The organism is Cetobacterium sp. ZOR0034 (assembly GCF_000799075.1).
GTDB lineage: Bacteria > Fusobacteriota > Fusobacteriia > Fusobacteriales > Fusobacteriaceae > Cetobacterium_A.
This window is the reverse complement of sequence record NZ_JTLI01000016.1, coordinates 21,976-42,874: the sequence shown is the minus strand read 5'-3', so window position 1 is coordinate 42,874 and position 20,899 is coordinate 21,976. Positions and strand designations below refer to the sequence as shown.

Here is a 20,899-nt window from a genome sequence, read left to right as displayed (position 1 = left end):
CATCATTAAACTACTATTCACCTGAGGAGATACTGATAGGAAAAGAGCTAGTAAATCTACTTGGAGATTTTCTAAATCAAAATCTAACTCCTTTAGAGAAAAAGGTGTTTTACTATATATATAAGCAATATAAGTATATTGAGATTGCAGAGCTTTTAAATGAGCCACCTAAAAAAATAGATAATGCTATTCAAAGGGTGAAAAAGAAAATTTTAGGATACTTAGAGGAGTATTCTAAATAAAGTAAAACCAAAATATAAGGATTAATAGAAAAGGGTGTCACACTTTAGTTGTGACACCCTTTTATCATTTTTTAAATTGAATTAGAAGAAGTATTTAGCTCCAATACTTGCTAAAACAATTGCTTCGTCATTAACGATTGGAGAGTCAGTAATCTCATCAGAGAACTTTTCAACTCCTACGATACCGATAAGAGAAAGCTTTTCGCTCATCTTGTATTCAGCTGTTAAAGTAGCTCCGTAAGAGAAAGCTGTATCAGCTTTGTACTCTCTTAAACCATCGAATCTATTTCTTCCAGCCTCTTCAGATGTAACACCGAAGTAGTAATCAGCATAGTCTCCAGAGAATCCTTTCATATGGATACTTGGAACTAAAACTAACTTCTCTCCCATTGGGTATGCTTTGAATGCACTGATTTTAGCTTCTGAACCGTGCTCACCAAATTGAACAGTTGCTCCAGTTCTGATACCAGCGATTCCAGTGTTAAGGTCAGCTCTTAATCCAACCATAGCTTGAGTATCTCTATCGTCGATATTTCTGTATCCAGCACCCATATCCTCAGCTTCAATGGCAAATCCAGCCATAGGATCTAAGTAAGCTGATAATGATAGGTCCTCTCCTCTAAAGAAAGTGTACCCAACTGTGATACCCTTTGCATAGAAGTTACCGTAGTTGATATCTAAAAGTGGTACAGGGTAAGCTTTGTCGTCAGCTCCCTTAAAGATGCTATTAGAAACTCCAGCACCTAATCCAACTCCAACTTTATCGTTAGCTATAGCCATAGAAGATAAAGAAAGAGCTAAAATACCAAGAATAACTTTTTTCATAATTTTTCCCTCCTGATTGTATAATTTTACGGTGAAATTATACCATATAAAGTGATAATCAGCACATTGAAATTTATTACGAAAAAAAGGTATCGTTTTTCAAATAGATTATTTAATAAAATAAAAAACCAAGTGAGTCGGCACTTGGTTCAGTGGTTACTTAGTACACTTTTTCAACTAGTAAAAGAAAAAGTATCCATACGAATATAAGTTTTAACATTTGATTTAAACACCCCCTTTCAGAGGTAAGTAACCACAAGTAAAATTATATCATAATTCCAAAAAATAGAAAAGAGTTGGTTTCCGACTTCCAACTCTTCCTACAATGTTTAAATCAACATTAGCTTATATTCGTTTATGTACAAATTATACATTATCTTTTTCAAAAAGTCAAAAGCATCTATAAAAAATTTAGAGAAAAAGGTATTGTTTTTCAAATAGATTAAGAGATGGACTCTATTCGATCAAACGCCTCTTTTAAAGTCTCTAAAGGGTTTGAACAAGCTATTCTAACTGCTTTATCATCACCAAATGGTTTTCCAGGGATAACTTTGATTCCTAGATTTTCGAAAAGGTAGTTAGAGTACTCGATTGAGTTCATATTAGTTTCACTTATATCCACAAAGATGTAGATTCCACCCTCTGGTGGGAAGGCCTTTAATCCTTTTATGTTATTGATTCTATCTAGTGAGTATTGAACTCTATCTCTATATAGAGGAACAACACTCTCTTTAATAAGGTCTCTATTTTGAAGAGCGGCAAGGGCAGCTCTTTGAGAAACAGAGGATGCGCTATAGACAATAACCTCATTTAGTTTTCTAATTGTATCTATGATAGCACTCGGTCCTATATTGTAACCAACTCTCCAACCAGTCATAGCAAAGTTCTTAGAGAAGCTACAGATTGAAATTGTTCTTTCACTCATCCCATCTAAACTAGCTATAGGAAGGAATGAGTTTGAATAATCATAAAAATCATAGATATCATCTGCATAGATTAAAAGGTCATATTTTTTTGCAAGATTAGCAACAATCTCTAAGCTCTCTTTTGAGTAACAAACGCCAGTTGGATTTGAGGGCGTATTTATAATAATTCCTTTTGTTTTAGGTGTTATAGCTTTTTCTAAATCTGATTTAACAATTTGATAGCTATTCTCAATAGTTGTGTGAACAATCACAGGAATCCCTTTTGCCTCTTCAATCTGATCCATATATACAGGGAAGAAAGGAGCTAAGATGATAACTTCATCCTCAGGATTTAAAGTGGCTTGAAGAGCTAGATACATTCCGTGGCAAGCTCCAGATAAAACGATAATCTCATCCTGAGCTATGTTGTAGTTAGTGAATTCATCTCTATGATATTTTATAATCTCATTTCGAAGCTCTAAATCTCCAAGTGGGTCTGTGTAGTGAGTATGACCGTTTAGAGTATCTTTAAAAGCTGCATTTATAACAATTTCATGAGTATGCACATCTAAGTCACCAATTCCTAAATTGATAATTTTTGCTTTTTCAGGTCCGTCGATAGATTTGAAAGTTGTTTCCTGTTTATTTTGAAATCTCTTTGCTAAAAATTTATCTCCACTCATATGTTTTCTCCTTATATATTTTTTTCTAAAATAGCAATAAACTCATCTCTAGTGAAATTTAAAGGGATATCAGAGTAAGCAGCTGAATCTAAGATTTTTCCAATGACAAGCTCTTTTTTCTCTAAATACTCCTCTCTGATAACAACTTCATTTAAATCAGTTGGAAGTTTTATATTTTTATAGAATGTTTTTAATCTTTCCAATTCGTCGAATTTTTTTTCTAGTTCCAATTGAACCAAAATTCCAAAGGCTACAACCTCACCGTGAAGATGTTCCTCTTCGACTCTTTTAATCTGAGTGAGAGAATCAAATATAGAGTGAGCCAAAGCTCCATTGTATTTAAAATCGATAAGGTTTGAAACTATACCTGTTGTAACTAGAATAACTCCAGCGACCTCTTCAAAATCCTGAGTGACCTCTGTGGCTAAAAGAGCAGAGGCACCGTAATTGAGCATAGATTCTTTACAAAGAAGAGAGAGTTTTTCACCCATAGTTGTATTGAAGTTAAGTCTTTGTCCCTCGGCCTTCATATTCATCTCGTAGTACTTGGCAAGAGTGTCTCCAATCCCTGCCCATAGATATCTCTTTGGCGCATTTAAAATAGTTTCAAGATTTATAAATGTTTTGTGAGGTGGTCTTTTCAAGAAATATAACTCTTGGAAAACGTGATTCTCATGATACATCACAGAGATATATGATACTGCAGCACAAGTAGAAGCGATTGTTGGAACTGTGAAAAGAGGAATATCTAGCTTATCCATCAAAAGTTTTGAAAGATCGATAGCCTTTCCACCTCCGATTCCAATGATAAGGTCGTAGTTGTTCTTTTCTAGATCATGTAAATTATAGTCTAGAAAAGAGTAAGAGCACTCATCGCCATAATGAAAAAAGCTAAAATCTTTGTTTGATAAAATTTTGAATAAATCTTGTTTTACAGCTTCTAAAGATTTAGTACCGTGGATAACTAAGATGTTTTTATAATCTTTAATCTCTTCAGCAAGGCTCTTCCAAATAGAACTTTCCATATATACATCTGTTAAAATCATAACTATTACCTCCCCAAAAAATAAAAATAAAATTTAGATAGTTATATCACAAAACTTGGCATATGTAAAAGAAAAAATAAAAAAATATTTTTTTTAAAAAATAAAATGAAAAAAAGATTGACAAAAGAGCAGAAAATGATTATCATTTTCTAAACATTGATTGAGGGGGCGGTTTCATGAAAAGAGCACTATTACTATTTTGTTTAGTTTCAAATTTAGCTTTGGGAAAAGATGTGTTTAAAATTGGAGCTACTCCAATTCCAGCGGGGGAGATACTAAATGAAATAAAGGGGGATTTAGCAAAAGAGGGATTAGATATAGAGATTGTAGAGTTTACGGATTATATAATGCCAAATTTAGCCTTGGCAGATGGATCTTTAGACGCTAACTTCTTCCAACACAAACCCTATTTAGCTAACTTTATGAAAGAGAAAAAATTGGATTTAGTACCTTTAGAGGATATCTATGTACCACCACTAGGAGGGTATTCGAAAAAGTACAAATCAGTAGAAGAACTGAAAACAGGGGATAAAGTAGCTATACCAAATGATCCAACAAATGGAGGAAGAGCACTGATTTTACTTCATAACAAAGGAGTGATCAAGTTATCTGATCCGACGGATTTAATGGCTACTGAGTTTGATATTGTAGAAAATCCAAAAAAATTAAAGATTGTTTCGCTGCAAGCAGCTCAGCTACCAAGAGCTTTAGATGATGTAGATTTAGCTATCATCAATTGCAACTACGCTTTAGATGCAGGGCTTTCACCTCAAGAGGACTCTCTTATCGTAGAGGGAACGGAGAGTGCTTACGGGAATGTGGTAGCGGTTAGAAAGGGTGACGAAAATAAAGAGGAGATAGCAATTCTAATGAAAGTTCTAAGGAGTGACAGGGTTAGAACGTTCATATTAGAAAAGTATCAAGGTGGAATTATACCGCTATTTTAAATTCTTTAGGAGGTCACTATGAAAATTTTAAAAATGAAAAAGGTTATGAAGGGGATTTTTTTAGTATTGATTGGACTTATTATGTTTAGTTGTGGAGGAAAAAAAGAAACAGCAAAGACTGAGAGAGTTTTCGTTATAGGAACGAATGCTGAATATCCTCCGTTTGAGTATTTAGAAAACGGGAAAATTGTGGGATTAGACCCAGATATAATAGAAGCTATATTTCAGAAGTTGGGTTATCAATATAAGTGGGCAAACATGGAGTTTGGTGGACTTATATCAGCACTTCAAACTGGAAAGATAGATGTCGTTATAGCTGGAATGAGTATAACTCCAGAAAGAGCTAAGATGGTTCATTTCACAGATCCCTATTTGACATCAAATGTGGCAATTATAACAAATAAGACTGCTCCAATCAAGGGTATGGACGACTTAGAAAATAAAAAGTATGGAGCAGAGTTAGGAACAACAAAAGAGGCTACAGCAAAATCGATAGCAGGAACAACAGTAGTTCCATATCAAAATAATACATCGGCACTATTAGCACTAAAAAATAATCAGATCGATGGGATTGTTTTAGATGAAAGCGTGGCTTATGAGTATGTAAAAAATAACTCAGAACTATCTTTAGTTGGTGTTTTGGAGGGGGAACCAAAAGCTATTGCTCTATCAAAAGATGATAAGGATTATGACAAAATAAATGCAGCTCTTTTAGAGCTTATAAAAGATGGAACGATTGAGAACCTGAAAAAGAAATATAATGTAAATTAGAGTGAAAAATGAAAAATGAGAGCCAGATAATGACTCTCATTTTTGTTATTTTTTACTTATAAATATAGAATTTTAGATCATCTCTTTTTTGATGAGATCTTTAGAATATGGTATAATATATTAAAAAAAGGATGTGATAGTATGTGTACAGTTTTATTCAAACCGAAGGTAGATTATATATTTAAGAATTTGTTTGGATCAGAGAAGCATCCCAAAATATTGATATCTTTTTTGAATGCTTGCATTAAACCAGAGAGTCCAATAGTGAGTGCTCAAATAAAAAATAGTGAATTGACAAAAGAGTATATAGAGGATAGTTTTTCAAGGTTGGATATTTTAGCTAAAACAGATAAAGGTGAGATAATAAACATTGAGATGCAAAGAGCTGATGAAAAAAATATGATAAAACGTAGTCTTTACTATTGGTCAAAAGCTTTTTCAGGAGAGTACGGTGGAAAGAGTAGATACAGTGAACTTCCAAGAACAGTGTGTGTAAATGTGTTGGATTTTAATTTACTGGCAGAAGAAAATTACCATAATAAGTATGTTTTGAAAAATGATAAAAATAATGATGTGTTAACAGATGTTATAGAGCTTCATTTTATAGAGTTACCTAAAATGAAAGAGATAGATCCAGACGATCTTTTGAGTGTTTGGACAGGATTTATAAATGATCCAAATGATGAAAAAATAATAGAGTTAGAGAGTAGGGTAGTAGAGCTTCACGAAGCTAAAATAGAATTAGCAAGAATGAGTAGAGACCCGAAAGAAGCGGAGTATTATAGACTGCGTCAAAATGCTATGAGTGAAAGAATGAATGCTCTTTTAGAAGCCGAAGATAAAGGCGTAGTTAGAGGTAGAGCCGAAGGAGAGAAGGTGGCGAAATTAGAAATAGCTAAAACAGCTCTTAAAAATGGATTGAGCTTTGAAATAATATCAGGTATAACAGGATTAAGTATAGAAGAGATAGAGTTATTGAAGTAAATTAGAAAAAACTCCTTAGATTTTTAAGGAGTTTTTTATTTATAAATATTTTGTAGCTGTATTAATAGCATTGAGTTTATTAACTCCTATTTCGAAAGCTTTTTTTTCTATGATGTCATGAACCTTAGAACTGTTGTAAAAATCAATAACTATAACATCAGAGTTAATCTTTTCATCACTGATAATAAGGTCGTATTTCTCATACTTTGCTATAATATTTTTTTTATGGAAAAAAGTTGCTTCTAGTTCAAAATTGACATGAGGAACTAATTTTGCTAATGTTTTTTTGAACACGTTGTGATCGCTAGCACTTACTTCATTAAAAAGAAGTAGTACATTTTTTATATTTGTAAAATTTTCCTCTATCAATGCTCTTCGAAGAACAAAAATAATTGCAAACTTATCTATTAGATATAAATCACAAGAGTGCTCAGAAAGTATAGTTTCTAATTTATGTAAAATAATTTTTTGTGTTTTGTCAAATCTCACACTTTTAAGTTTTAAGATTTTGTTTTCAAATTTAAAGAAAGAAAGATAAAGTTTGCTAAAAAGCATTTTTTCTAAATCAGGATTTAAGAATTTAATTCCAAATTGCTCTTTTAAATCACTCATAAAGTCTAGAGTTTTATCTCTTAGATTGTCTTCTAAAATATTATCGTTGTTATTTAAAGCACTTAGGAAAAAGGCTAGTTCCTCTTTGTACTTAGGAGTAAAATCTTTTCCATACTTGTTGATTAGTGCAGTCAGTTCTTTAAACTCTTTTGTTCCTCTATATCTATCTTTTTGGAAGTTTAAACCATCGAATAGGTCTGTGCAAACTTCTAAAGAGCAAATAAATGATAGTAAAAAATAGTTGATAGATATTTTTACGTGTTTAAGTATAGGATAAAGTTGACTCAATCTAACTTTAGTATCGAATTTTTTTATACTTTTTAGTAAAGTTTTAAGAGGAGGAACGAGAATATCCTCTTCAATAAATAGCTTCATGACCTTTTTATAAAAAAGATGTTTATCTAGATTACTTAACTCTGTCAATGATAGACCTTTTCCATGTAGGTATTCATAGTTAGATCCATTTTTAGAGAACTCCTCTTTTACAGTTTGAAAACATCTAAGAATAGTACTTCTAGAGATATCTAGAAACTCTGCTTCTTTCTCTAAGTTAAGAAAACCGTAAGCGATAAATTTGATATAAAGGTAATCGATTTTCTCTTCAGACGTTAAAATATTAAAATTTTTAAAGAGAGTTCGCCACTGATCTTTAGATAAAGGGAGTGTAAAAGTTGTATCCTCTTTCTCTATTATGGGTAAGTTAAGTGAAACTAAAAAATCGTTAATTTGCGTAATCGTTTTCAAAATTGAACTTTTTTCTACTCTTAAATACAGGTGCATATCTTCTATTGACATCTCGCTCTGAGATAGAATCTTTAAAATATTAGCAGCTGTGTTATTCATTAAGCATCACCTCTTCAATATACTTCTCTTAACATTATAACTTTAGAATCGTAGTAAGTCAAAAAAATTATTTCATCTGTGGAATTAATTTTTTCACAAGGTTAATTATATTTTATTATATGACTAGCATACATCAAAGATTCCTGTTATAATATTATGAAAATATAGATGACGGGAGAAAGAGAAAATGGCATTAGAAGGAGTTATAAAAAAATCAAAGGAGAATACTAGGCAGTATATATATAGAGTCCTTAGAGAGAACATAATGAATTTAAACTTAAAACCTGGAGAGTCTATAGGAGAGATAGAGTTAAGTAAGGTTTTAAATGTTAGTAGAACACCCCTTAGAGAAGCGATAGTTCAATTGATAGAGGAGAAGCTTTTAGAGGTTTTCCCACAGAAGGGATCGTTCGTATCAAAGATCAATCTGAATTTGGTTGGCGAAGCGATATTTGTAAGAGAGACATGTGAGAGTAGAATTTTGAAAATGGCTTGCCAAGATAAAAATGTAGATGAATTGATAAGTAAGTTAGAGAAAAATATAGAGTATCAAAAGATAGTTCTAAATTTTAATGAGGATCTTCATGAGTTCTTTACATTAGATAATGAGTTTCATTATATTCTGTTTGACCACTACAATAAAAAGAATAGTTGGAAAGCCATAAAGAGACTTTCGACACACTATGATAGACTTAGACTTTTAGATGCTTTAGAGAAGACAAACATTAAAGCAACTTTAGACCAGCATATAGATATTGTAGAGTTAATCAAATCAAAAAATATAGAGAAGATAGAGTGCTCAGTTGAGAAACATCTTTTAAACTATAAAGATATGATAAAAAAATATGAGCAAAAATATCCAGAATATTTTTGTGATAAGTAAAAAATAAAAAAAATAAATAATTAAAGACACCTGAAATTTGATTGAAAAATCTGAGTTTTTAGGTGTCTTTTATTTTAAAACGAACAGTAAAGTTTGGAATTAGAACAAAAGTTTTTGTTGACAAAATAAAAAAAACTAGTTATCATACTTGCATACAACTAATACAAAAGTTTAAAAGGAGTTGCGGATGAGAAAATTTATGGACTCAGACTTTTTATTAAAAAGCGATGTTAGTAAAAAGTTATATGAATACGCAGAGAAAATGCCAATATTTGATTATCACTGTCACCTTAATCCAAAGGAGATAGCAGAAAATAAAAGCTATGAAAATATAACACAGATCTGGTTATATGGAGACCACTACAAGTGGAGAGCTATGAGAAGTAATGGAATAGATGAAAAGTATATAACAGGAGATGCAACTGACTTTGAGAAGTTCTTAGCTTTTGCAGAGACGATGGAGTATGCTTATGGAAATCCACTTTTCCACTGGTCACACCTAGAGTTAAAAAGATACTTCGGAATAGAGGAAGTTTTAAATAGAAAGACAGCAGAGATTATCTGGAACAAAGCAAATGAACTTTTAAAAACAGAGGAGTTCAGAGCAAAAAAATTGATTGAAAGATCAAACGTAAAAGCTCTTTGTACAACTGATGATCCAATCGATACATTAGAGTACCACCAAGAGATTTTAAAAGATGAGAACTTCAAAGTTAAAGTTCTTCCAACGTTTAGACCTGATAAGGCTATCTACCTAGAGAAAGAGGATTACCTAATTTGGCTTAGCAAATTAGAGAGTGTATCAAATGAAAAGATAGACTCTTTCAAAAAATTAGTAGCAGTGTTAGAAACTAGAGTAGAATACTTTAAGGCTAATGGATGTCTAGTAACAGACCACAGCTTAGAAGCACCATTCTTCACTAGAGATACAGAAAATAAAATCGAAGAGATTTTCAAGAAGAGATTAGCTGATGAAAAGCTAACTAAAGAGGAAGCGGATATCTATAAAACTGAGATATTCCTAGCACTTGGAAAAATCTACTACAAAAATGATTTAGGAATGCAACTACATATGGGTGCTCTTAGAAACAACAACGAAAGAATGTTCAAGAGATTAGGAGCAGACGTAGGGTTTGATTCAATAGCAGATAATAACTATGGAGAGGTACTATCAAAGTTATTAAACAGCTTAGATGTAAATGGAGAGCTTCCAAAGACAATTCTTTACTGTTTAAATCCAAAGGATAATGAAGTTCTTGGAACGATGATTGGAAACTTCCAAAATAGTGATACTCCAGGAAAGATTCAATTCGGATCTGGATGGTGGTTTAATGACCAAAAGGATGGAATGATTCGTCAAATGACAGCTCTATCTCAACTTGGACTTTTAAGAAGATTTGTAGGAATGCTAACAGACTCAAGAAGTTTCCTATCTTATACAAGACATGAGTATTTCAGAAGAATACTTTGTAACCTTGTAGGAACTTGGGTAGAGGATGGAGAGGTTCCATATGATGAGGAGATTTTAAAAGCTATGATAGAAGAGATATGCTTCATCAATGCAAAGAACTATTTTAAGTTAGAAATTTAATTAATATATAGATATTTTAAGGAGGCAAAAGTGAAATTATCATTTAGATGGTATGGAGAAAACGATCCAGTTAAACTGGAATATATAAAGCAAATCCCTACAATGGATAGCATCGTAACAGCTATATACGACGTTCCAGTTGGAGAGGTTTGGCCAATGGAGAAAATATTAGCTTTAAAGGAAACAGTTGAGAAAGCTGGATTAAAGTTTGATGTTATAGAGAGCGTTCCTGTTCATGAGGATATCAAATTAGGTATCGGAAGAAGAGATGAGTTAATCGAAAACTATAAGCAAAACATAAGAAACTTAGGAGCTGCTGGAGTTAAAGTTATATGCTACAACTTTATGCCAGTATTTGACTGGACTAGATCACAGTTAGATAAAGAGTTAGAGGATGGATCAACAACTCTTGTTTATTACAAGGACCAAGTTGATGCATTAGATCCATTAAACAGCAACCTATCTTTACCTGGATGGGATTCAAGTTACACAAAAGAGCAATTAGCTGAGCTATTCGCTGGATATAAGAGTATCGGAACAGAAGGGTTATGGGCTAACCTAGAGTACTTCTTAAAAGAGATCATTCCAGTTGCTGAGGAAGCGGATGTTGATATGGGTATCCACCCGGACGATCCACCTTGGCCAATCTTCGGTCTTCCAAGAATCATAACTTCTGAGGAGAGCATCGATAGATTATTAAACATCGTAGATAGCAAAAACAACGGATTAACTCTTTGTACAGGGTCTTTAGGATGTGCTAACTTCAACAACATGGAGAAATTAGTAGATAAGTACAGTGCAATGGGAAGAATTCACTTCATGCATGTAAGAAACGTAAAGCTTCTTGAAGATGGTGTAAGCTTCGAAGAGTCAGCTCACTACTCAGGATGTGGATCATTAGACATCGTTGATATTATGAAAGCACTTCATAAGAACAACTTCACAGGATATTTAAGACCAGATCACGGAAGAATGATTTGGGGAGAAACAGGAAAACCAGGATACGGATTATATGACAGAGCTCTTGGAGCAAGTTATATCACTGGAATCTGGGAAACTCTTTCTAAGTTAAAGTAACATTTATTAACAAAAGGAGATATGACATGAAATTAAACTTAAAGGATATAAAAAACATAGATGGTTCATTAGGGGTAATCGTACCAAAATATGATATTGAAAAAGTAAAAGAGGACACATTAAAAACTCCAAAGTGGTTACACTTTGGTGCTGGAAACATCTTTAGAGCATACATGGGGAAAGTAGCACAAGTTTTAATTGAAAAAAATCTAGAGAATACAGGGATTATTGTAGCAGAAAGTTTCGATACAGAGATTATCGAGAAAGCTTATACACCATTTGATAACTTAACTATCTTAACGACGTTAAACAAAAATGGAGATTTCAAAAATGAGATTTTAGGAAGTATTGTAGAGTCAATAGAAGCTACAACTCAAAACTTCGCAGCTTTAGAGGCTATTGTAAACAATCCATCATTACAAATGGTAAGTTTCACAATAACTGAAAAAGGATATAACTTAAAGGACCCAGCAGGAAACTACTTCGGTGTTATTTTAGAAGATTTCAAAAATGGATTCCACTCTCCAAAACATGTGATGACTTTAATTACAAGATTACTTTATTCAAGATTCAAAACTAATGGAGCTCCAATAAGTTTAGTTAGTATGGATAACTGCTCTGGAAACGGAGACAAGATAAGAGAAGCTGTTTTAGAGATAGCTACAGCTTGGAACACTAACGGTGGAATTGAGACTGAGTTCTTAACTTACTTAAAAGATGAATCTAAGGTTGCTTATCCTGTAACTATGATAGATAAGATAACTCCAAGACCAGCTGAAGAGGTAAAAGTAGCTCTTGAGAACCTAGGGTTTGAAGATATGTCACCAGTTATCACAAATAGAAATAGTTTCGTAGCTCCTTTTGTTAATGCTGAGATTCCTGAGTACTTCATAGTTGAGGATAAGTTCCCTAATGGAAGACCAAAGCTAGAAGAAGCAGGAGTGTTCTTAACAGATAGAGAAACTGTTGAAAAGACAGAGAAAATGAAAGTTACAACTTGTTTAAACCCACTACATACAACACTAGCAATATTCGGATGTATTCTAAATAAGAAATCAATCTACGATACTGCAAGTGATGAGGATTTAAACAGATTAATAAAAGAGGTTGGTTATAACGAAGCTTTAGCAGTTGTTGAAAGCCCAGGAATAATCGATCCAAAAGCCTTCATAGATGAGGTTATAAACGAAAGATTCTTAAACCCATATATTCCAGATCAACCAGAAAGAATAGCTACAGATACTTCTCAAAAGATAGCTATCAGATTTGGAGAGACTATAAAGTCATATATGGCTGACGAAACTTTAGATGTTAAATCATTAAAATATATCCCGCTAGTTTTAGCTGGATGGTTTAGATATCTTTTAGGGGTAGATGATAAAGGATTAGAAAGATCAATTAGTAGCGATCCAATGTTAGAGATGCTTAAAAATGAATTAAGTGGAATCGAGTTTGGAAAACCAGAAACTTATACTGGACAACTGAAAAATGTACTTACAAATGAAAGAATATTTGGAGTAAATTTAGAAGAGGTTGGTCTTTCAGAATTAATAGAGAATTACTTTGTGGAAATGTTATCTGGGGAGGATGCAGTTAGAAACACTTTACACAAGTATCTATAATCAAAGTAATTTAAAGTAAAGGGAGTTTAGAAAGATGAAAGTAATGAAAAAGGTTTTAACGGGAACTATGGTGCTTGCTATGGCAGCTCTTTTCACATCTTGTAATCAAGGAGATGGAAAAGAGATCATAAGAATTTCCCACAACCAAGCTGCAGATTATCCAACAAATACAGGACTACTTGCTTTTGAGAAATATATTGAAGAGCACTTAGGTGATAAGTATGATGTTCAAATATTTCCAAATGAACTGTTAGGTTCACAGGTAAATACAGTTGAGCTAACTCAGACAGGGGCTATTAATTTTACAGTTGCAAGTAATGCTATATTAGAGAGTTTTGATGATATATATCAAATCTTTAACTTACCATATCTTTTCAGCAGTACAGAACATTACCACGCTGTTATGGACAATAAAGATATTATAGAACCTATATTTAAATCTACAAAGAAATCTGGATTTGAAGCGGTAGCTTGGCTAGATGCAGGAACAAGAAACTTCTACACGGTGAAGAAGCCTATTCTTACACCTGATGATTTAAAAGGTATGAAAATTAGAGTTCAACAAAGTGCTTCTAATATTAGAATGATGCAACTATTTGGTGGATCAGCAACTCCAATGGGGTTTGGAGAAGTTTATACAGCTCTTCAGCAAAGTGTTATTGATGGAGCAGAAAACAATGAGCCAGCTTTAACAAGTAATAAGCATGGAGAGGTAGCAAAATATTACTCTTATAACATGCACCAAATGGTACCAGATATTGTTATAGGAAATGAAAAGTTTTTAAGTTCTCTTTCAAAAGAGGAGAGAGAGATTTTTGATAAAGGATTCCAAATCATATCTCAAGTTCAAAGAGAAGCTTGGGGAGCATATGTAGAGAAATCTATCGAAGGAGCAAAGGAGATGAACGTACAGTTCTTCCATCCTGATGTATTAGCATTCCAAGAGAGAGTTTTACCACTTCATCAAGAGGTGTTAAAATCTAGTCCTAAATTAGAACCTATATACAATCAAATTCAAGAGATTGGAAAGTCTATGATAGGAGGAAAAGAGAATGAATAATACTAGAAAAATTTTAGATAGAGTTATCTTAGGAGCTTGTGTAGCACTATTTATGTTTATGACAGTGATAGGAACTTATCAAATTTCATCGAGATATATTTTTAGATCACCAAGTACAGTTTCAGAGGAACTTATATCATACTCTTTCGCATGGATGGCGATGCTAGCAGCGTCGTATATCTTTGGAAAAAGAGATCATATGAGAATGGTTTTCTTTATAGATAGATTGACTCACAAAACTCAAGGGTTACTTGGAGTTTTCAGTGAAGCTGCAATATTTCTATTCTCATTAGGAGTTTTAGTAAGAGGAGGGTCTTCAATAACATCTCTTACTATGACTCAAACAACTCCAGCTCTAAGAATATCTATGGGATATATATACGCTGTTCTTCCAATTTGTGGATTGATTATTTGTATGTATTCTCTACTAAATATAAAAGATATCTTAGAACATTTAAAGGAGGAAAAGTAGAATGGTTTTAACAACAGCTCTAATTATGTTTAGTGTTCTGATAGTTACACTAATTTTAGGATTCCCAATAGCTATAAGTATAGGTATCTCATCTATACTTGCTATTTTACCATCACTAGCTTTTGATAATACACTTATTACAGGAGCACAGAGAATATTTTCTGGAATATCTAACTTTACATTGATAGCGATTCCTTTCTTTATCTTAGCTGGAAACATTATGAATCAAGGTGGAATAGCTAAGAAACTAGTTGCGTTTGCACAGTCATTAACTGGAAGAGTTCCAGGATCACTTATGCAAACAAATATACTTGCAAATATGATGTTTGGAGCTATCTCTGGATCTTCAGTTGCAGCTTGTGCTGCTATGGGTGGAATCTTACTACCTATGGAAGAGGAAGAGGGATATGATCCTAAATTAGGTGCTACAGTAAATATAGCTACAGCTCCTACAGGGTTATTAATACCGCCTTCAAACTCACTGATAGTTTACTCTTTAGTAAGTGGAGGAACTTCGGTTGCAGCTCTATTTATGGCTGGATATATTCCAGGTGTTCTATGGGGTCTTGGTTGTATGATTTTAACGTTCTTCTTAGCTAAGGGAAGAGGAATGAAAGGTAAGTCATCAACAAAGCTAGCAGTAGTTTTAGCGACGTTTATAGATGCAATTCCATCATTAGCTTTAATAGTTATTGTTATAGGTGGAATTATTCAAGGTATATTCACTCCTACAGAGGGATCGATAGTTGCAGTTGTATATAGTTTACTGTTATCTATGTTCTTCTATAGAAGTATCAATTTAAAGCAGTTAGTGACTATATTTGAAGAGAGTGCAAAGATGACAGGAATAATTGTTTTCCTAATCGGAGTTTCAACAATTATGTCATGGGTAATGGCTTTCACAGGAGTACCTCAAGCAATCTCTAATCTAATTTTAGGAATTACAGACAATAAATATATAATTCTTCTACTTATGAATGTATTACTTCTATTCGTAGGGACATTTATGGATGTAACTCCAGCAATACTTATATTCACGCCTATATTCCTTCCAATAGTTAAAACGTTTGGAATGACACCAGTTCAATTCGGTATCATAATAGTATTTAACCTTTGTATAGGAAATATAACTCCACCAGTAGGAAATACACTGTTCGTAGGGGTAAAGGTAGCAAAATTAAAGATGGAAGATGTTATGAAAGAGATGATAAAATATTATGCGGTAATAATATTTGTATTACTACTAGTAGTTTATATTCCAGAACTTTCAACTGCATTACCAAGATTAATGGGATTAATAAAATAATATAGTTCAAAAGAGGAAAGGCGATTCGATTTAGAATCGTCTTTTTTGTATTTTTACAGGAAAATAAAAGACATTCAACATGTCAAATTTGCATTCAAAAAAATAAAAAATGGATTATATAATTAACTATATAAATATGTTATTATAATTCAATGTAAAACATTAATTTTGATGTCCAAATAGATTTATAAAATTTATGAAGATGTTTGTAAAAAAGTTGCCTAATCCTAATAATATATACAGTAGACAGGGTGGTTAATATCCATCCTGTCTGTATTTAGGGTGAAATATTGTTGCAAAAATATCCTAAATGAGTTATAATAATACCGAAAGATAAATACGGCAAAGTAGAGGAAACTCTATGACGCAAAGCTATAGGGCCTTTAAAATGGCAGCCAGTTGCACTTAGTTATGAACAACTCATAATATAGGTGTATTTTTTTTTATAAAAATACAACTGTTTTATAGAGTCAAAAACTTTTAATATTAGGGGTGTTACTATGTGTAAAAAGATGGAGATTAAAAATGAATTAAAGAAGTATCATATCAATTATACTCAAGAGGAGATACTATTTACGATAAACGAAACTCCAGGAATTACATTATGTGAGTTGACAAAAAGAATGCAGTTATCAAAAGGATCTGTGTCATTATGTTTAAAGAAGTTAGAAGAGGAAAAACTTATACAAAAGTTTGGAACTTTTGATGACAAAAGAGTATTCAAAATTCATCCTACAAAGATAGGAAAAGATTTATACAGTAAAATTAAATTTATAAAAATTGTAAAAATATAAAAACTCCTTCAAAAATAAAGGAGTTTTTTATTTTATAAAATTGGAAGAGTATACGCTTTGATAAAAGGATACTCTTTATCGGAATTCAGTTTTTCAAAAGTTATAACACAGTTTATATCAGAGTTAGAAAGATAGTTTTCTAATTCATCTGCTTTTATAAAATTCAAAATATTCATATTTTCTTTTAGAAGAAATCTATTTTTTATAATTGGGAAGAGGAATGTTGGAATACGGTCAAAAACAACAAGTGTATTTTTAACGCTACTTAAACTTTCCTCGTGGGAACTCCACATATATAAAAAGATAACATTTGAAAATTGTATATTTTGATAGATTTTTCTTAGAGTAAAGAAAAGTTGAAGACATTTTAATCTATCCTCTTCAGGTAGATTGAATCGTAAAAACTCTAAGTCACATATTTTTAAAGGAATACTTTTGTCATGAGCTAAGCTCACTTTGTTGACAAATTTCTCCAAGAAGTTTGTTTTTGTTATCAGTAGAGATAGATTTTTAAAAACCATCGCTTTTACAGTGTTAATCTCTTTTGAAAGTGAATTTCTCCTTTCGTATAAACCACCATCACAGAATTTTAAAGTATCTAAAAATATGTTTAAGTTTTTTAAAAGTATCTTGCCCATAAAAGAGATTTTAAAAAAACTATAGCAAGATTTCAGTTTCTGATTTCCTATAAAATCTTTAAAATATATTTTGAACTCATTGAAACTCAAAGAGTCTATTGTAGGTTCATCTGGATCCGCTAAATTACCATAGATTATAAAGAAAGCTTTTAGAAGATTTTTGTTTTGTGAAAAATAATCAAAGCTATACTCATTTATAAAGGTATCGACATCTTTATTCAATTTCATATGAAATTGTTCATCAAAAAAATCAAGATAATCTTTTGTAATTATAGTTGGAAGTTCTTCAAACTCAACAAATAGTTTATAAAGATATGATAAACTAGCAAGCTTTAAGTTTTTTTCACTTCCCGAAATAGATATCCCCTTCGCATTTGAGCTATTGATATCTAAATCATAGATGCTAAGAGCTTCTTTAGCGAAAGCCAAGTCAGTTCCGATAACCCTTCTTGAAACCTCTAACAAGCTAGAAAGACTATTTAAATTTATGTATCTATCTCTTAAAAGAATTAAAATTATATAAAGAACTCTATTCTCTTTTGTAAAACGTTGCTCCTTTTTCAAATCACCTAGAAGAGTTGTATTTTTACAAATACAGTTAATCATAGATTGGATTGTAGGTTTGGACTCTTCTGAATCTGTGAAGGAGTAGATTTGTTTTATATAAAGATTAACATTTTGTTTATCCATTTTCAAAAACTCTGCGATAAAATCTGTCGTTTTGTATGACGTATATTCTAATAATTTACAGATTCTTATGTGGTTTGTATTAATATTTATTTTCATAGCAAACTGCTCCTTAAAATTATTATTTCATTGGGCAATATTATAACATGAAAAAAGGAATAAATCAAAAAAAGGTCTTAATTATAAGTTAAGACCTTTTAAAACTTCCTCTAAGATATGGTTGTTAACAAGATTAAGTATATTTAGATAGTTATATGAATCTAAAAGTTTAATATTTTGGTAGATATAACTTTCATCACTTAAAACCAGATTATACTTATGGTTATACAAAGTTGTATTCAATTTATAGAGGAATGCAGGCTCGATATGAAAATTTATATCAGGAGCTTTTACTTTTAAATTATCTTTTAAGTAGTGATCATCGGATATTGTAATCTCATTAAATAGTAAAAGGACATCCTTTACTAACTCTTTATTATGTTCAATTATAATCTTTTTTAAAATGCTCACAATTGAGATTTTATCATGGAAAAATAGTTTGAAATTTAATTCTTTTAAAATATCATCTAAAATATCGATTAATTTCTCATCTGACTGGTCAATAGGAATATTTTTTACTTTAAGTATTTTGTTTTCATATTTAAAAAATGAGATACAGATTTTTCTTAGAAGAATTGTTTCTAAATCTGAATCTAATTTTGAAAAATTTAATCTTTCTTTTATTTTCGATATAAGAATATCTCCTTTATTTCCAATCTCTTTTTCGAAGAAAGAGAGATTGTTTTTTATATTGACCATAAAAATGAAGGTTTGTTCTTGAAAACTTTTATCATACTCTTTCATTGTTAGAGATATAAAATCTTTCAAATCTTTATATTTTGAATAATCTAAATTAGGTACTTTTAAATCAAAGCCACCAAGAGTTTTGTTCAACACAAAAAGTGTTGAAAGGAATGAAATTATAAAATTAGTGCTAGAAATCTCAGCTTTTTTTAATGTAGTATATAATTTTTCAAAAAGTTTCATAAAGTTATATTCAACTAAAACTGAAGCTAAAAGCGAATCTTTTTTTAGGGTAAAATCTCCGTTGATGAAGAATTTTACAAGCTTCTTGCAGAAAACATACTTGCACTCCTCTGAAACGTGAGTGATTCTAACTCCTTTACCGCTTTGGTATGTATATGTAGTACCAGTCGAATCTAATATCTTTTTGATATCTTTGAAGTATCTAACAATAGAGCTTCTAGAAAGATCTAAAATCTCTTTTTCAACCTCTAAGTTTATAAATTTATTGTGTATAAATTTAATAAAAAGATAATCTGAAATCTCATTAGAAGTGATAAAATCCTTTCTTGAAAATATATTTTCCCACTGTTTAATACTCAATGTTAAAGAAAATTCAGAATCCTTTACTTTAATACAGTCAAAAGAGTTGTCTTTTAGAAATTCATTGATCTGTACAATATTTTTTTGAATAGAGTTTTTTTCAACATTGACATATAAAGCCAATGATTCTGGAGAAAAACTCCCTTGAGATAAAAGTTTTAAAATATTTACATTTGTAGAATTCATAGTATTCCCGCCCCCTTTTTAGTAATACTAATACTGTTAGTATAGTAGCATAAAAGAGACAACTAGAAAATACGAAAAATTTCATGATGAATGAAAAAAAATGGGTAAAAAAGTTCATATTTAGAAATAAAAAAAGATACAGATTGACTCTATATCTTTTAAAATGATGGTGGATTTGAAACCCACAGAACTTTAGCGATTCCTTTTCCACAGTTAGAAAGGTAGTGGTTTTTTCCAGAGCTATAATAAAAAGATTCTCCTTTTTTAGCTTTAAAAATTTTATCGCCTAAATGGATATTTATCTCTCCCTCTAGAATATATCCAAACTCCTGTCCATCGTGAGCAATCTCCTCTTTATATCTCCCACCCTCTTCAATAGTTAAAAGAATAGGTTCCATCTGATTTTTTTGAGCATTCGGAATAATCCACTCAACTTTGTACTTTAATTTTGAATCGATGACTTCAAAAGCGTCATTTTCATCAAAGACGATTTTTTCTTCACCGTCATCACTAAAGAAATCTTTTAAATTTGTTCCAAGACCCTCAAGGATATCTCCTAAATTTGCGATAGATGGAGATGTAAGGTCTCTTTCTACTTGAGATATAAAACCTTTTGAAAGTTCGCAACGGCTAGCTAATTCATCCTGAGTAAGGTATTTCTCCTGTCTTAGTCTTTTTAATTTTTTTCCGATTTCCATCTAAATCTCTCCTTAAATTATCGATAATTATAGTATATTCTCTTTTCTAGAAAAAATCAATTGACAAAAATCTAAAAATTTAATATTATATTGTAAAAGTTAAAAATATTAAATTTCAAATATATTTTTTTAAACAAAAGTTTAATATTTTAAGAATTGAATTTAATTTTTTGTTAAAATAATGTAAAAAGTTTGTTAAAAAACTGAAATCGGGGAGGAAAAATTGAAATTAGAAACACTTGGAAGACACATATTAATTGAATTTTACAACTGTGATGAGGAGATACTAAAGGATCCAGTTCTTGTGGATAAGCACATGAATGAGGCGGCAAGAATAGCTAATGCCACTATAGTAGAGTCAGTATTTCATCACTTTAATCCATATGGAGTATCAGGAGCGGTAATAATATCGGAATCACACCTTGCGATACACACATGGCCAGAGTATGGATATGCAGCAGTAGATGTGTTTACATGTGGGGATAAAATAGATCCATGGACAGCCTTTAAATTCTTAGAGGATGTATTTAAATCAGATAGAAGTGAATCGATAGAGGTACCTAGAGGAATGGTAGATAAAATCAGAAACTATTCGACAAAAGAGTTAGGAAAAATTACCTTCAAACCTGAGGAGGAGTAAA

At 31.5% G+C, this 20,899-nt stretch carries 20 protein-coding genes and 1 riboswitch; of the genes, 13 read left to right on the top strand and 7 right to left on the bottom strand.

The annotated features are described in order from the left end of the window. Positions 1 to 242 (top strand): sigma factor-like helix-turn-helix DNA-binding protein (locus L992_RS05030; RefSeq protein WP_047394734.1); only part of this gene is annotated, 242 nt, incomplete at its 5' end. Between the two features lie 81 nt (positions 243 to 323). Here L992_RS05030 and L992_RS05025 read toward each other — a convergent pair. The 3 genes from L992_RS05025 to L992_RS05015 form a co-directional block, all read right to left on the bottom strand. After that, complete coding sequence (locus L992_RS05025) at positions 324 to 1,067, bottom strand: MipA/OmpV family protein (RefSeq protein ID WP_047384845.1); 744 nt, start codon at positions 1,065 to 1,067, stop codon at positions 324 to 326. Between the two features lie 442 nt (positions 1,068 to 1,509). Further along, complete coding sequence (locus L992_RS05020; RefSeq protein ID WP_047394730.1) at positions 1,510 to 2,655, bottom strand: aminotransferase class I/II-fold pyridoxal phosphate-dependent enzyme; 1,146 nt, start codon at positions 2,653 to 2,655, stop codon at positions 1,510 to 1,512. 11 nt (positions 2,656 to 2,666) lie between these two features. Continuing rightward, a complete protein-coding gene (locus L992_RS05015; RefSeq protein ID WP_052193906.1) occupies positions 2,667 to 3,701 on the bottom strand; it encodes an iron-containing alcohol dehydrogenase in 1,035 nt (344 codons plus the stop codon). Between the two features lie 176 nt (positions 3,702 to 3,877). Here L992_RS05015 and L992_RS05010 point away from each other — a divergent pair, with 176 nt between their 5' ends. The 3 genes from L992_RS05010 to L992_RS05000 all read left to right on the top strand — a co-directional run bounded on the left by L992_RS05010 (position 3,878) and on the right by L992_RS05000 (position 6,403). After that, positions 3,878 to 4,648: a MetQ/NlpA family ABC transporter substrate-binding protein gene (locus L992_RS05010; RefSeq protein ID WP_047394728.1), complete on the top strand. Its 771-nt coding sequence runs from the start codon at positions 3,878 to 3,880 to the stop codon at positions 4,646 to 4,648. 18 nt (positions 4,649 to 4,666) lie between these two features. Continuing rightward, positions 4,667 to 5,419, top strand: a complete 753-nt coding sequence (locus tag L992_RS05005) for a transporter substrate-binding domain-containing protein (protein ID WP_231549759.1) — start codon at positions 4,667 to 4,669, stop codon at positions 5,417 to 5,419. A 141-nt stretch (positions 5,420 to 5,560) separates the two neighbouring features. Next, positions 5,561 to 6,403 (top strand): Rpn family recombination-promoting nuclease/putative transposase, encoded by an 843-nt coding sequence (locus L992_RS05000; protein ID WP_047394726.1) that lies wholly within the window; start codon positions 5,561 to 5,563, stop codon positions 6,401 to 6,403. A gap of 39 nt (positions 6,404 to 6,442) precedes the next feature. Here the strand turns inward: L992_RS05000 and L992_RS04995 are convergent, their stop codons facing one another. Next, positions 6,443 to 7,858: a hypothetical protein gene (locus L992_RS04995; RefSeq protein WP_047384853.1), complete on the bottom strand. Its 1,416-nt coding sequence runs from the start codon at positions 7,856 to 7,858 to the stop codon at positions 6,443 to 6,445. Between the two features lie 187 nt (positions 7,859 to 8,045). Between L992_RS04995 and L992_RS04990 the strand changes: the two genes are divergently transcribed. From L992_RS04990 to L992_RS04955, 8 genes are all read left to right on the top strand, one after another. Continuing rightward, positions 8,046 to 8,741: a GntR family transcriptional regulator gene (locus L992_RS04990; RefSeq protein WP_047384858.1), complete on the top strand. Its 696-nt coding sequence runs from the start codon at positions 8,046 to 8,048 to the stop codon at positions 8,739 to 8,741. A gap of 187 nt (positions 8,742 to 8,928) precedes the next feature. After that, entirely contained in the window at positions 8,929 to 10,332 is a 1,404-nt protein-coding gene (gene uxaC, locus L992_RS04985; protein WP_047394724.1) for a glucuronate isomerase, read from the top strand. Positions 10,333 to 10,362: 30 nt separating this feature from the next. Further along, entirely contained in the window at positions 10,363 to 11,409 is a 1,047-nt protein-coding gene (gene uxuA, locus L992_RS04980; protein WP_047384863.1) for a mannonate dehydratase, read from the top strand. A 26-nt stretch (positions 11,410 to 11,435) separates the two neighbouring features. Further along, positions 11,436 to 13,031 carry a mannitol dehydrogenase family protein gene (locus L992_RS04975; protein WP_047394723.1) on the top strand — a complete coding sequence of 532 codons (1,596 nt, stop codon included), beginning with the start codon at positions 11,436 to 11,438 and terminating at the stop codon, positions 13,029 to 13,031. Positions 13,032 to 13,065: 34 nt separating this feature from the next. After that, a complete protein-coding gene (locus L992_RS04970; protein WP_081982710.1) occupies positions 13,066 to 14,091 on the top strand; it encodes a TRAP transporter substrate-binding protein in 1,026 nt (341 codons plus the stop codon). After that, positions 14,084 to 14,563: a TRAP transporter small permease gene (locus tag L992_RS04965; protein WP_047394721.1), complete on the top strand. Its 480-nt coding sequence runs from the start codon at positions 14,084 to 14,086 to the stop codon at positions 14,561 to 14,563. Before L992_RS04970 ends, L992_RS04965 begins: the two co-directional genes overlap by 8 nt. A gap of 1 nt (position 14,564) precedes the next feature. Then, the gene (locus L992_RS04960) at positions 14,565 to 15,869 is read left to right on the top strand and encodes a TRAP transporter large permease (RefSeq protein ID WP_047394719.1); all 1,305 of its coding nucleotides are present in this window, start codon (positions 14,565 to 14,567) and stop codon (positions 15,867 to 15,869) included. 331 nt (positions 15,870 to 16,200) lie between these two features. Continuing rightward, positions 16,201 to 16,276, top strand: a riboswitch (cyclic di-GMP riboswitch). A gap of 93 nt (positions 16,277 to 16,369) precedes the next feature. Next, positions 16,370 to 16,663: a MarR family transcriptional regulator gene (locus L992_RS04955; protein ID WP_047394716.1), complete on the top strand. Its 294-nt coding sequence runs from the start codon at positions 16,370 to 16,372 to the stop codon at positions 16,661 to 16,663. A gap of 32 nt (positions 16,664 to 16,695) precedes the next feature. Here L992_RS04955 and L992_RS04950 read toward each other — a convergent pair whose 3' ends face one another. The 3 genes from L992_RS04950 to L992_RS04940 form a co-directional block, all read right to left on the bottom strand. After that, the gene (locus L992_RS04950) at positions 16,696 to 18,087 is read right to left on the bottom strand and encodes an HTH domain-containing protein (protein WP_047394713.1); all 1,392 of its coding nucleotides are present in this window, start codon (positions 18,085 to 18,087) and stop codon (positions 16,696 to 16,698) included. Positions 18,088 to 18,168: 81 nt separating this feature from the next. Beyond that, positions 18,169 to 19,560 (bottom strand): hypothetical protein, encoded by a 1,392-nt coding sequence (locus L992_RS04945; protein WP_047394711.1) that lies wholly within the window; start codon positions 19,558 to 19,560, stop codon positions 18,169 to 18,171. 158 nt (positions 19,561 to 19,718) lie between these two features. Further along, positions 19,719 to 20,258 carry a helix-turn-helix domain-containing protein gene (locus tag L992_RS04940; protein ID WP_047384880.1) on the bottom strand — a complete coding sequence of 180 codons (540 nt, stop codon included), beginning with the start codon at positions 20,256 to 20,258 and terminating at the stop codon, positions 19,719 to 19,721. Between the two features lie 223 nt (positions 20,259 to 20,481). Here L992_RS04940 and speD point away from each other — a divergent pair, with 223 nt between their 5' ends. Continuing rightward, complete coding sequence (gene speD, locus L992_RS04935) at positions 20,482 to 20,898, top strand: adenosylmethionine decarboxylase (RefSeq protein WP_047384882.1); 417 nt, start codon at positions 20,482 to 20,484, stop codon at positions 20,896 to 20,898. Position 20,899 lies beyond the last annotated feature (1 nt).